This window comes from Faecalibacterium prausnitzii (assembly GCF_003287405.1).
Classification (GTDB): Bacteria; Bacillota; Clostridia; order Oscillospirales; family Ruminococcaceae; genus Faecalibacterium; species Faecalibacterium intestinale.
The window spans coordinates 87,788-100,307 of record NZ_PRLD01000005.1; the positions used below are offsets into that span (position 1 = coordinate 87,788).

The following is a 12,520-nucleotide window of genomic DNA, read 5'->3' on the forward strand; positions in this document are numbered from 1 at the left end:
TCGTATTAAAGACAGAAGGGCGGCGCAGAGCACCGCATCCAGAACCGGAAAGGAGGCCGTGCAGCGCGTTGACAACACAGGAATTCAGCACGATGGTGCAGAAATATCAGGCGCTCGTGTACACGGTCTGCCACCAGCTGGTACCGGATGTACAGGAAGCGCAGGACCTGACGCAGGAGACTTTTCTGGCGGCGTGGCGGGCCATCGACCGCTGCCCGCCCGGCTTTGAAAAGCAGTGGCTGGCGCGCATCGCCGCCAACAAAGCCAAGGACTATCTGCGCAGCGCATGGGTGCGCAAGATGAACACCCCCGGCGACGAGGTGCTGGCGCTGGAAGGCGCGCCGCCCGGTATGCAGCCGGAACAGCAGGTGCTGGATGCGCTGGGCGAGGAGGAGCTTACGGAGATGATCTTAAATCTGCGTGAGCCCTACTGCACGCCCTGCCGTCTGGTGCTGCTGGAGCAGCACACCATGGCCGAAGCTGCAAGGCTGTGCGGCCGACCGCCCAAAACGGTGGAAGCACAGGTCTACCGCGCCAAAAAGATGCTGGCGCAGCAGATCTTGCAAAACGACCGCGTACCCTGTGAAAGGAGGAGCGTACATGGAACTGTTTGACGCAAAAGGCTGTCTGAGCGAGGAAGGCTTACAGGCACTGGTCGGCGGGCAATTGGACGAAACGCAGCGGCTGGAAGCCGCCGAACACCTTGCCTACTGCGACCGCTGCATGGACCGCTATACCGCCCTGCTGACCGATGATGTGCTGGAACAGCCGCCGCGCTCCGCCCGGGGCGCGGTGATGGGCACCATCTGGATACGGCTGATGCAGAACACATGGGGACGCGCCGCTGTGGCGACCGTAGCCGCCGTGCTGGCGCTGACGCTGTGGCGTGCCGGTACGCTGGAACAGATCCTGCACACCGGGCAGCAGCTGAACACATGGCTGCCGCAGACTACTCAGCAGACCGAACCGGAGCTGCTGGGCAAGCCGGTGAACCACAAAGCCCCGCAGCCATCCACCGCCCCGCTGGGCAAGCCCATAGAGGACAAAAAACAGCTGACCGAGAAACTATCCGATGCACTGGATGCGCTTTTGCACCACAGTGCAGACACCACTGAGAAATGAGGGAACTGATTATGAAGAAAAACGGGATCCTGACCCTGCTGTTTGCCTGCATCCCCGGTGCGGGGCAGATGTATCAGGGCTATATGAAGCGGGGGCTCTCGCTCATCACAATGTTCTGCCTGTTCATCATCCTAGGCAGCACCACGGGGCTGGACGCACTGGTAGTCGGCTGCATCGTTGTGTATATGTACAGCTTTTTCGATACCTTGAACCTCCGCGCGCAGCTGGCGGCAGAAAAAGCCCCGGAGGACGATTATCTGGTGCACTTTAACTGGCACGATGCCCGCATGACCCAGTTCATGGGCGAAAGCCACAAGCTGGTGGGCTGGGGGCTCATCGCGCTGGGCGCGATCGTGTTCTATAACAACATCATCATGCGGGTGCTGGGCGATGTGATGTGGCGCTGGGGACAGGATAACCCGGTTTTCCGCGCCATCTACCTGATGCTGGACGCCCTGCCGCAGATCGTGGTCTGCGTGGCATTGATCGTGTGCGGTATGTGGCTGGTGCGCGGCCCGAAAAACAAAAAGGGCAAGCAGCTCCCTGAAGAGGAGACTGAGGAAGCCGAGGATTTCCACGCCTACACGGCTGCGCCGCAGGCTGAGGATGCAGAGGACACCGCAGACACGGATACCCATTTTGCCATGCCGGAGCTTTCGGCACTGCTGGGGGAGCCGGTGACCGACGCAGAACAGAACGAAACCCCTGCGGAGGATGACGATGACCGAGCAGAATAAGACCCCCTTGACGGCACAGCCGGGCAGCGCGCCCGCGCCGGAGCAGAAACCGGCAGAAAAACGACCCGCTGAAAAGCCCTTGCGCCGGGTGGGCAGCCTGACCTTGGGCGCGTGTCTCATTGCGGCGGGCGTGTTCTTTCTGCTGTATTTCTTTGTGCCGGGCTTTGATGTGCAGTTGACCCTGAAAATTGCCCCGGCGGTGGCGCTGGTGCTGCTGGGGTGCGAGGTGCTGTTTTTTGCCGCCCGCCCCGGCCGCTGGAAGTACGATTTTGTGTCCGTGCTGGTCTGTCTGGTGCTGATGGCGGGCTGCTTTTGCATGGCAATGCTGCCCATGCTATGGGACGAGTTGAGCGGCGAAAATCAGCAGACGATGAACCGTCTGAGCGCACAGGCCATTGACGAACTGTACTCCGCCTGCAAGCAAGACGCGCAGGACATCGCCATCCAGAACATCAGCGGCTGGCTGTACCTGAGCGGCCCGCAGGTCGAGACGTTGCAGCAGGCCGCCGCCCTGCCCGCCGGGGATACCTGCCTGACCTTGACTGTGGAGCTGTTTGGCCCCTACGACAGCGCCGCCGCCTTTGCCCGGGACTGCTACACCCTGACCGCACTGGCAAAGCAGTGCACCGTGCCGCCGGAAAAGCTGCACTTTACATGGGATGCCCGCAGCCCGGCAGAAAGCAGCCTGAACACCGGCAGTCTGCTGTACACCGAGGACTATTCGCTGGACCTGAGCGGCGCTGTGCAGCTGGACTGGACAGTGCAGCAGATGGAGCAGCAGACCGAGACCGAGTATCTGCTGGACGCAGAAAATATCCCCGATGGGGAAGAATGAAAAATACCGCCGCACAGCTGTGCGGCGGTATTTTTGCGGTGCGGCTGAAAGGATAAACAAAAAACACCCCGAAGTCCTAAGACTTCGAGGTGTTTGCCTTTGGAGCTGCTATCCAGATTCGAACTGGAGACCTCATCCTTACCAAGGATGCGCTCTACCAACTGAGCTATAGCAGCAAATGGCGACCCGGATCGGGCTCGAACCGACGACCCCCAGCGTGACAGGCTGGTGCTCTAACCAACTGAGCTACCGGGCCATGATCGCTCAAGTTCGTGCGGCGTCTTACCGCGGGAACGTGCTCTATTATATCGAAAAGTCGGCCTGTTGTCAAGCACAAATTTGCAGAAAATGCAATTTTTTGCAGAAGGGGGTAAAGACCCCTTCCGTCTGCTCCCTTTGGTCGCAGCCACCTTCCCCAAGGGGACGGCTTTTGGCGGTGGCGGTAAAGTTTCCGGGCGCGCCAAAGGCCCCATCTTAGAGGGGGCTGTCGAGCGCAGCGAGACTGGGGGAGTTTTACTAAAAACAAAACGCACAAGTTCCGAAGAACCTGTGCGTCATGGCAGGGGTAGTAAGTTTCGAACTCACGGCACGCGGTTTTGGAGACCGCTGCTCTACCAGCTGAGCTATACCCCTATATACATTCGCTGAATGCTTGATTATTATAGCCGATGCAAAGGGGAATGTCAAGCCTTATTTTTACTTATTTCTCATTTTTTGTGCCGCCGCAGCTGCAGCAGCTCTCCTGCGCGGCGGAATCCGGTGCGGGCAGCTGGCTTGCCAGCTGTTCCAGTGTGACGCTGTCGATATACTGGTTGATCACCTCGTCCAGCCCCGCCCAGAACGGCAGGGTGAAGCACTGCTCGGACATGGGGCACTCGTTGGTCACGCTGCCAAGGCACGGAATGGGCGCTACGCTGCCCTCGATGGCGCGCAGGATCTCGCCGGCGGTGTAGTCGGCAGGGTCTTTTGTCAGGCGGTAGCCGCCCTGACTGCCCCGCTCGCTCTTGACCAGCCCCACCCGCGCCAGCGGGGTGACGATCTGCTCCAGATATTTCAGGCTCAGGTTCTGCCGTTCGCTGATCTCCTTCAGGCTGACGGTGGTGCCCGGCGCATAGCGCGCCAGCTCCGCCATCAGGCGCAGGGCGTAGCGGCTCTTGGTGGAAAATTTCATGGTCGTCCTCTCCTTGCTGTATTTCATAGTATAGCACGTTACTCGGATTTTGCAAAGGAGAAACCTCTTGTGCAAACAAAAAAGGTCTGTTATCATAGGATGGAACAGAACCTATTTTTGAGGAGTGAGAGTATGACAGAGAAGATCACCGCCGCAGACGCCATCCGTCTGCTGGATTCCGGCAAGGCCGTGGCTGTGGATGTGCGCGAGCCGGACGAATACGCCGTGGGGCACATCCCCGGGGCAAAGCTGCTGCCGCTGGGACAGGTCACCGACCGCGCCGCCGAGGTGCTGCCGGACAAAAACGCCCTGTGGCTGGTGTACTGCCGCACCGGACGCCGCAGCGCCGATGCCGTGCAGAAGCTGGAAGCCCTTGGCTACACCGACCTGCGGGACCTCGGCGGCATTTTAAGCTGGCCCTACGAGATCGAGGGCGATTTTGAGGGGCATTTTTAAGGAAAACCATTGAAATGCCCTCCGCTTACGCTCTGGGCATAAATAGCGGAAAATTTATTTTTATTTCGCGTTTGTCGCGGCCTGCGGGCCGCTCCAAACGCATTTTCACAAAAGGGGCTTAGAAAACCGGCGCCCTCCACTCGTGAAAAAGAGCATCTGAAAAGCCCGCAGGCTTTTCAGATGCTCAAATAAAAAATCCAATTCCGCTAAAAATATCCAGAGCGCAGCGGAGGATATTCCAAATCGTCCCGCCAAAAAGCCGCTTATTATAATAAGAAGCGCAAAACCACAACAGAAAGGAAACCATGCCATGTCGTTCCATGCAAAAGAGTTCGCGGGCAGCCACTGCGGCTGCCGTTACCAGCAGGATTACCGCCCTACTTTAGGTCGGGACGGCAAAAAGGAATCCGGCACGCTGGAGGTCATCAAGTTCTACTATGATGGCGCTATCCGCTTTGAGCAGCACTGCTACGGCGAAGCTGCCACCTTTGTGTTCGGCGTGTGGGCGTCCGGCATGGACGAGGACGGTACCCTGCACTGGGTGCTGCCGGACCGCCGCAAAAGCTACTATGACGAAAGCTATCTGCCCAAAAAGCTGGACCGGGTGGACGAAGCCGGCAATCTGTACTTTGACGGCGGGGTGTTCCCGTGGAAGCTGGCAGACGACTTTGCCGAGGATAAGCGCTGGGGCTACCCCAAGTGGAAGGTGGCGCTGGGCAAGCTGACCGGAAAAGGCAAATAATGGTTCTTTCCGGCTTTGCGGGCGCAAAAAATTGCTTTTGAACCGGGAATTCCAGTATTCCTATTGACATACTAGGGAATGATATGGTATAACTTATCCGTTGAAAGGATTCCGCGCGTGCGTGCGGGGGTGCCGCCCTGTGGCACACGCATTCAATGAGAAAGGGTCATTCTTATGGAAAACACAGAAAAAGTGGTTTATGTAGATAATGCTGCCACCACAGCCTGTGCACCGGAGGTGCTGGAGGTAATGGTGCAGGCGCTCAGCGGTGCCTGCGGCAACCCCAGCAGCCATTACAGTGTGGGCTACGAGGCCAAGGAATTCGTGGACACCGGCCGTGCGCAGGTGGCAAAGGCCATCAATGCAAGTCCGGCGGAGCTCTTCTTTACCAGCTGCGGCTCCGAGGCCGACAACTGGGCCGTAAAGGGCACCGCCTTCACCAAGGCACGCCAGAACAAAAAGCACCTCATCACCAGCGCTTTCGAGCACCACGCCATCATGCACAGCATGGCTGCACTGGAGCGCATAGGCTTTGAGGTGACCTATATCCGCCCCACCTCCGAGGGCTACATCCGCCCCGAGGACGTGGAAGCCGCCATCCGTCCCGATACCGCACTGGTCAGCATCATGATGGCCAACAACGAGATCGGCACTATCCAGCCCATCAAGGAGATCGCCGAGATCGCCCACAAGCATGGCGTGTGGATGCACACCGATGCCGTGCAGGCTGTGGGTGCCATCCCTGTGGATGTGAAGGAGCTGGGCGTGGATATGCTGTCCATGAGCGCCCACAAGTTCAATGGCCCCAAGGGCATGGGTGCACTGTACTGCCGCAAGGGCGTATGGCCCCAGAACCTGATCGATGGCGGCAGTCAGGAGGCCCGCCACCGCGCCGGTACTGAGAACGTAGCCGGTATTGCCGGTATGGGCAAGGCACTGGAAATGGCTACCACGCATCTGGATGAGCGCATGGCCCACGAGAGCGAGCTGCGCGATTACGTCATCGACCGCATCCTCAAGAACATCCCGGAAGCCCGCCTGAACGGCGGCCGCAGCCCCCGTCTGCCCAACAATGTGAACATCAGCTTCCCGGGTCTGGAGGGCGAGACCATCCTGCTGGATCTGGATATGCACGGCATCTGCGCCTCTACCGGCTCCGCCTGCAACTCCGACAGTCTGGACCCCAGCCATGTGCTGCTGAGCATCGGCCTGCCGGAGGAGATCGGCCACGGTTCCATGCGGTTCACCTTTGGCCCGCAGAACACCATGGAGGAAGCAAAATATCTGTGTGACGTGCTGGAGGAGGTCATCCCCCGCCGCCGCGCTATGAGTTGTATGTGGCTGCAGGGTCAGAACAAGGCCCGCCAGTTCAGCCTGAAGGGAGAGCAGTAATTATGGCAAGTATGTATAGTGCCAAGGTCATGGAGCATTTCGCAAATCCGCACAACGTAGGTGAACTGCCCGACGCAAACGGCGTGGGTGAAGTGGGCAACCCCAAGTGCGGCGACATCATGCGGATGTACCTGAAGATCGAGAACAATGTGATCGTGGACGTTAAGTTCCTCACCTTTGGCTGCGGCGCAGCCATTGCCACCAGCAGCATGGCCACCGACCTGATCAAGGGCAAGACCGTGGACGAGGCGCTGAAGCTGACCAACAAGGCCGTTGTGGAGGCTCTGGAAGGTCTGCCTCCGGTCAAGGTGCACTGCTCTGTTCTGGCGGAGCAGGCTGTCAAGGCTGCTCTGTCCGACTACTACCGCCGTCAGGGCATCGACCCGGAACCCATCGTGGGCAAGCTGGAAGAGGATTGTGAGCACTGCGAGAGCTGCGGCCACTGATCCTGACAATATCATAAGCAGCAAAAAGAGGACACCGCTTCGTGCGGCGTCCTCTTTTTTGTTACAGCGCGCTTGCGGCGCTAAGTTTTACAGCTTGCTCAGCTGGGGACCCTGTGCGGTGTCCTTGACAGCCCAGCCCAGCTCGGTCAGCTGTGCGCGGATGGCGTCTGCGGTGGCCCAGTCCTTGGCCTTCTTGGCGGCAGCGCGCTTTTCCACCAGTTCGGTCACCTCGGCGGGCACCTCGTCCTTCTTGCGGTTGTACAGCAGACCCAGCACGCCGGTGATCTCGTCAAAGGCGGCGGCTGCGGTCTCCAGGGCAGCCTTGCTGGAAGCGGCGGACAGGGTGTTGATCTCCTTGACCAAATCAAACACGGCAGCAAGCGCATCCGGGGTGTTCAGGTCGTCGTCCATGGCGGTGCAGAACTTGGTGCGTGCCTCGGCGGCCTTTTCTTTCAAAGTCTCGTCGGTGCCGAAGTCGGTCTTGCTCAGGGCAAAGTCCAGATTCTCGCGGCAGGTGTACAGGCGCTCCAGACTGTTCTTGCAGCTTTCGATGAGGTCCACGGTGTAGTTCAGGGGCATCCGGTAGCCGGCGGTCAGCATGAAATAGCGGATGGGCTCGTAGCCGTAGAGGTTTGCCACATCCCGCACGGTAAAGAAGTTGTGCAGGCTCTTGGACATTTTCTGGTTGTCCACGTTGATGAAACCGTTGTGCATCCAGTAGCGGGCAAACTCGCAGCCGTTGGCGCACTCGCTCTGGGCGATCTCGTTTTCGTGGTGGGGGAAGATCAGATCCTGACCGCCGCAGTGCAGGTCGATGGTCTTGCCCAGATGGGTGCGGCTCATGGCGCTGCACTCGATGTGCCAGCCCGGGCGGCCCATGCCGTAGGGGCTTTCCCATGCGGGCTCACCGGGCTTTGCGGCCTTCCAGACGGCAAAGTCGGCGGGGTCCTCCTTCAGGTCGTCCTCCATGCGGCTGCGCAGTTCGCGGTTGCCGCTTTCCAGATCGTCCAGATTCAGGTGGCTCAGCTTGCCGTAGCCGGGGTCGCTCTTCACCCGGAAGTATACATCGCCGTTCTTGGCAACGTAGGCGTGGCCGGAGTCGATCAGATCCTTGACGATATCCAGGATCTGGGGGATATGCTCGGTGGCGCGGGGCTGTACAGTGGGCTTTTCGCAGTTCAGACCGGCGGCATCCTTCAGGTACTCGGCCTCAAAGCGCTGTGCCACCTCCTTCATGGAGGTGCCCTCTTCCTGTCCCTTCTTGATGAGCTTATCGTCGATATCGGTGATGTTGGAAACGTAGATCACCTTGTTGCCCCGGTATTCCAGATAGCGGCGCAGGGTGTCGAACACGATCAGCGGGCGTGCGTTGCCGATGTGGATATAGTTGTACACGGTAGGGCCGCAGACGTAGATGCGGTACTCGCCGGGCACCTGCGGCACAAATTCTTCCTTCTGTCGGGTCAGGGTGTTGAAGATCTGCATGGTCAATTCTCCTTTTTGTTCCAAACAGAAGCCGCAAAAAAACGCCCCCGGAGCAGTGCACAGGGCACAGCTCCGAAGGCGGTTTTAAAATCAAAATCGCGGTTCCACTTCTGTTTGTCGCTCAAAGCCGGTAACGGCGGCGCACCGCACGGCGATACTTCCCCGCAGGGGTTCCCGCCGCGTGCTGTCCGGGCGCACTTTGCGCAGCGGTCTGCAAACAGGCTTCCAGCCAGCGGCCTGTTCTCTCTGCGCAGACGGTGTGCGGCGCTACTCTGCCCGGATAAACGCATTTATCCTTTTACCCTTTTATTATAGCGGTGCGGCACAGGGAAGTCAAGGAGGGAACGAAGAACCGGGAGGGGCTGTAAAGGCAAACGGCATCGCAAGATTTTTCCGCAGCGCCGCACTTCCGAAGGAAGCGGCGCTGCAAATGTCGCTTACCGCTGCGACCCTTCCCGTGAAAATGGACTCCCGGAGCGTCCGCAGACGCTCCGGGAGTCCGAAATCATAGATATTCTTTCCGCTGAACTTGCGCAGAGCGAAGCGGAGCGCAATTAAAATCGTCTTTCTTTACCCGGGATACCGGCTCACTTCCAGCAGTTCTTCTGCCCGCTTTACCTGCTCTGCGGTGGGCGGTACTGCGTCCGGCAGGGGGTAGGAAATGCCCAGTTTCTGCCACTTGAACAGCCCTAAGGTGTGGTAGGGCAGCACCTCCACCCGCTGCACCGTTTTCAGGCTGCGGATAAAGTCTGCTGTTTTGCGCAGACCCTCCTCGTCGTCGGTCAGACCGGGCACAAGGACGTGCCGCACCCACAGCGGGATGCCGAGGTCGGAGATGCGGCGCGCCATGGCAAGAATGTTGGCGTTGTCTTTGCCGGTGAGCTGCCGGTGGCGCTCCGGGTCGATCTCCTTGAGGTCGAGGATCACCAGATTGGTGTTAGCCATCAGACGGTCGAACGCCGCCAGATACGCCGGGTCATCCGGGCGGAAGGGCTGCCCGGCGGTGTCCAGCGCCGTGTGCACGCCCTTGGCGCGCGCCAGCGTGAAGAACTCGGTCAGAAAGTCCAGCTGCCGCAGTGGCTCGCCGCCGCTGACCGTGATGCCGCCCTTTTTGCCCCAGTAGTTGCGGTAGCGGTATACCCGCTGGAACAGCGCTTCCGCCGTCCATTCCTCGCCGCCCTCTGCCCATGTTTCGGGGTTGTGGCAGTACTTGCACCGCAGGGCACACCCCTGCAAAAACACCACAAAGCGCACGCCGGGGCCGTCCACCGAGCCGAAGGATTCCAGCGAGTGGACGTACCCAAGGGTCTTACAGGACGCCATGGCAGGTACGGGCCAGCACGTCCAGCTGCTGCTCACGGGTCAGGTCAATGAACTTGACGGCGTAGCCGGAAACGCGGATGGTGAAGTTGGCGTACTCTTCCTTCTCGGGGTGCTCCATGGCGTCCAGCAGCTTCTCCTTGCCAAAGACGTTCACGTTCAGGTGGTGTGCGCCCTGATCAAAGTAGCCGTCCAGTACCTGCACCAGATTCTCCACGCGCTCGTCCTCGCTGTGACCCAGTGCCTCGGGGTTGATGGTCTGGGTGTTGGAGATGCCGTCCAGTGCCCAGTGGTAGGGCAGCTTTGCCACCGAGTTCAGCGAGGCCAGCAGACCGTTCTGCTCTGCACCGTAGCTGGGGGTAGCGCCGGGGGCAAACGGGGTAAAGGCGGCGCGGCCGTCCGGCAGAGCGCCGGTGTACTTGCCGTACACCACGTTGGAGGTGATGGTCAGGATGGAGGTGGTAGCCTCGGAGTTGCGGTAGGTGTGGCGCTTCTTGATCATCTCAAGGAAGGTCTTGAGCAGCCACACGCCGATCTCGTCGGCGCGGTCGTCATCGTTGCCGTACTTGGGGAAGTCGCCCTCAATCTCAAAGCCGGTGGCAAGGCCGTTTTCATCGCGCACCACCTTCACCTTGGCGTACTTGATGGCGCTCAGGGAGTCAATCACGTGGGAGAAGCCTGCAATGCCGGTGGCAAAGGTGCGGCGCACATCGGTGTCGATGAGTGCCATCTCGGCTTCCTCGTAGTAGTACTTGTCGTGCATATACTGGATGAGGTTCAGCACGTTGACGTACAGCCCGGCCAGCCAGTCCAGCATCTGCACATACTTGGGCAGCACCTCGTCATAGGTCAGGTACTCGCTGGTGATGGGGGCGTAGTTGGGGCCGCACTGCTCGTGGCTCTTCTCGTCCACGCCGCCGTTGATGGCGTACAGCAGGCACTTGGCAAGGTTGGCGCGTGCGCCGAAGAACTGCATCTCCTTGCCGGTCTGGGTGGCAGACACGCAGCAGCAGATGGAGTAATCATCGCCCCAGACGGGCTTCATCACATCGTCGTTCTCGTACTGGACGCTGCTGGTGTTGACGGACACCTTGGCGGCGTACTTCTTAAAGGCCTCCGGCAGGGCAGAGGAGTACAGCACGGTCAGGTTGGGCTCCGGTGCGGGGCCCATGTTCTCCAGCGTGTGCAGGAAGCGGTAGCAGTTCTTGGTGACCATGCTGCGGCCGTCCATGCCGATGCCGCCCACCTCCAGCGTTGCCCACACGGGGTCGCCGGAGAACAGCTGGTTGTAGCTGGGAATGCGGGCGAACTTGACCATGCGGAACTTCATGACCATGTGGTCGATGAGCTCCTGTGCCTGACTTTCGGTCAGGATGCCCTTGTCCAGATCACGCTGGATATAAATGTCAAGGAAGGTGGAGATGCGGCCCACGCTCATGGCGGCGCCGTTCTGGGTCTTGATGGCGGCCAGATAGCCGAAGTACAGCCACTGGCAGGCTTCCTTGGCGTCCTTGGCGGGCTGGGAGATGTCGTAGCCGTAGGCTTCGGCCATCTTCTTCATGCCCTTCAGGGCGCTGATCTGGCGGGCGATCTCCTCGCGCAGACGGATGACGTCATCGGTCATGGTGCCGTCGCCGCAGTTGGCAAGATCCTCCTGCTTGAACTGGATCAGGGCGTCGATGCCGTACAGGGCAACGCGGCGGTAGTCACCCACGATGCGGCCGCGGCCATAGGTATCTGGCAGACCGGTGATGATGTGGGTGTGGCGTGCCTTCTTCATCTCGGGGGTGTAGGCATCGAACACGGCCTGATTGTGGGTGCGGGTGTAGTCGGTAAAGATCTTGTGCAGCTCGGCAGAGGGCTGGTAGCCGTAGGTGGTGCAGGCCTGCTCTGCCATCTTGATGCCGCCGTAGGGCATAAAGGCGCGCTTGAGGGGCTTGTCGGTCTGTAAGCCAACGATCTGCTCCAGATCCTTCAGGTTTTCGTCAATATAGCCGGGGCCGTAGGAGGTCAGGCTGCTGACCACCTCGGTCTCCATATCCAGCACGCCGCCCTTGGCGCGCTCGGCCTTCTGCAGCTGCTGCAAAGCACCCCAAAGCTTATCGGTAGCCTCGGTGGGGCCTGCCAGAAAGCTTTCGTCGCCGTCATAGGGGGTGTAGTTTTTCTGGATGAAGTCACGCACATTGACCTCTTCCTTCCAGATGCGGCCTTCAAAGCCTTCCCACTGTTCAAACTGGATCATTGGAACCTCCTTGCTCCATTACGCAGTTAGCGTTTTCTAACTAATGAGCCTTTGAAAAACCGCTCTGTCTGGGCGGTTTTCTGGGGGCGAAACGGTCTTGCGCTGCCGACTGCGGCAGCCCTTACTACAAGGTGTAGACAAAAATAAAAACCTGCCCACAAAATCTTGCGTTACTATAATAGCAAGAACCGTTTTAAAAAGCAATAGAAAACAAGTGGGTTTTCTTCCAGCGGAAAGGCTATTCTTTGGGCAGAATGTAGAAAAACCGCCGAAACCCCGGCGGTGCATACAATTTGCGAAAAAATTTGCAAATTAAGGGTTGACAAGACTAACCGTCTGTGGTATCCTGTTCTCGCAGCGGTGGTTAGCTAATTCTAACCACGTTGCACCAGAAAAAAGGAGCGTCTGCAAGCGCTCCGCTCCATTCCTCCATTCCTTTCTCTTTTCTACGGGAAGCGGCAGCACGGTTTGCTCTGCTGCTTCCGGCGCGGCACCGGCTGTGTTTGGTACCACAGCCGACGCAAAGAAAACAAAAACGGGACGTGCAGCTTGACCACCTGCACGCCCCGATT

Annotated in this window: 12 protein-coding genes and 3 tRNA genes; 8 read left to right on the plus strand and 7 right to left on the minus strand. The window is 59.2% G+C overall.

What is annotated here, in order from left to right; translation table 11 throughout:
- Positions 1 to 68: 68 nt before the first annotated feature.
- The 4 genes from C4N24_RS06580 to C4N24_RS06595 are packed head-to-tail and all read left to right on the plus strand — an operon-like array spanning position 69 to position 2,694.
- On the plus strand, positions 69 to 614 hold the full coding sequence (locus tag C4N24_RS06580; protein ID WP_242983205.1) for an RNA polymerase sigma factor: 546 nt from the start codon (positions 69 to 71) through the stop codon (positions 612 to 614).
- Positions 601 to 1,122 (plus strand): hypothetical protein, encoded by a 522-nt coding sequence (locus C4N24_RS06585; protein ID WP_112090784.1) that lies wholly within the window; start codon positions 601 to 603, stop codon positions 1,120 to 1,122. Before C4N24_RS06580 ends, C4N24_RS06585 begins: the two co-directional genes overlap by 14 nt.
- A gap of 11 nt (positions 1,123 to 1,133) precedes the next feature.
- A complete protein-coding gene (locus tag C4N24_RS06590; protein ID WP_112090785.1) occupies positions 1,134 to 1,859 on the plus strand; it encodes a hypothetical protein in 726 nt (241 codons plus the stop codon).
- The gene (locus tag C4N24_RS06595; protein WP_242983206.1) at positions 1,843 to 2,694 is read left to right on the plus strand and encodes a hypothetical protein; all 852 of its coding nucleotides are present in this window, start codon (positions 1,843 to 1,845) and stop codon (positions 2,692 to 2,694) included. Before C4N24_RS06590 ends, C4N24_RS06595 begins: the two co-directional genes overlap by 17 nt.
- Positions 2,695 to 2,794: 100 nt before the next feature.
- Here the strand turns inward: C4N24_RS06595 and C4N24_RS06600 are convergent.
- The 4 genes from C4N24_RS06600 to C4N24_RS06615 all read right to left on the minus strand — a co-directional run bounded on the left by C4N24_RS06600 (position 2,795) and on the right by C4N24_RS06615 (position 3,865).
- Positions 2,795 to 2,870 (minus strand) — tRNA-Thr (locus tag C4N24_RS06600).
- Between the two features lie 3 nt (positions 2,871 to 2,873).
- A tRNA-Asp gene (locus C4N24_RS06605) sits at positions 2,874 to 2,950 on the minus strand.
- 301 nt (positions 2,951 to 3,251) lie between these two features.
- Positions 3,252 to 3,327 (minus strand) — tRNA-Trp (locus tag C4N24_RS06610).
- Between the two features lie 67 nt (positions 3,328 to 3,394).
- The gene (locus C4N24_RS06615) at positions 3,395 to 3,865 is read right to left on the minus strand and encodes an RrF2 family transcriptional regulator (RefSeq protein ID WP_097782970.1); all 471 of its coding nucleotides are present in this window, start codon (positions 3,863 to 3,865) and stop codon (positions 3,395 to 3,397) included.
- 132 nt (positions 3,866 to 3,997) lie between these two features.
- Here C4N24_RS06615 and C4N24_RS06620 point away from each other — a divergent pair, with 132 nt between their 5' ends.
- From C4N24_RS06620 to nifU, 4 genes are all read left to right on the plus strand, one after another.
- On the plus strand, positions 3,998 to 4,321 hold the full coding sequence (locus C4N24_RS06620) for a rhodanese-like domain-containing protein (protein WP_112090787.1): 324 nt from the start codon (positions 3,998 to 4,000) through the stop codon (positions 4,319 to 4,321).
- Between the two features lie 310 nt (positions 4,322 to 4,631).
- Complete coding sequence (locus C4N24_RS06625) at positions 4,632 to 5,063, plus strand: hypothetical protein (RefSeq protein ID WP_112090788.1); 432 nt, start codon at positions 4,632 to 4,634, stop codon at positions 5,061 to 5,063.
- A gap of 174 nt (positions 5,064 to 5,237) precedes the next feature.
- Positions 5,238 to 6,455, plus strand: a complete 1,218-nt coding sequence (locus tag C4N24_RS06630; protein ID WP_112090789.1) for a cysteine desulfurase family protein — start codon at positions 5,238 to 5,240, stop codon at positions 6,453 to 6,455.
- 2 nt (positions 6,456 to 6,457) lie between these two features.
- Complete coding sequence (nifU, locus tag C4N24_RS06635) at positions 6,458 to 6,901, plus strand: Fe-S cluster assembly scaffold protein NifU (RefSeq protein ID WP_005922938.1); 444 nt, start codon at positions 6,458 to 6,460, stop codon at positions 6,899 to 6,901.
- 87 nt (positions 6,902 to 6,988) lie between these two features.
- Here nifU and cysS read toward each other — a convergent pair whose 3' ends face one another.
- The 3 genes from cysS to pflB form a co-directional block, all read right to left on the minus strand.
- Positions 6,989 to 8,386 carry a cysteine--tRNA ligase gene (gene cysS, locus C4N24_RS06640; RefSeq protein WP_005922944.1) on the minus strand — a complete coding sequence of 466 codons (1,398 nt, stop codon included), beginning with the start codon at positions 8,384 to 8,386 and terminating at the stop codon, positions 6,989 to 6,991.
- A 570-nt stretch (positions 8,387 to 8,956) separates the two neighbouring features.
- Complete coding sequence (gene pflA / locus C4N24_RS06645; RefSeq protein WP_112090790.1) at positions 8,957 to 9,709, minus strand: pyruvate formate-lyase-activating protein; 753 nt, start codon at positions 9,707 to 9,709, stop codon at positions 8,957 to 8,959.
- Positions 9,696 to 11,948, minus strand: a complete 2,253-nt coding sequence (gene pflB / locus C4N24_RS06650) for a formate C-acetyltransferase (RefSeq protein WP_112090791.1) — start codon at positions 11,946 to 11,948, stop codon at positions 9,696 to 9,698. The genes pflA and pflB overlap by 14 nt, the downstream gene beginning before the upstream one ends.
- Between the last annotated feature and the right edge of the window lie 572 nt (positions 11,949 to 12,520).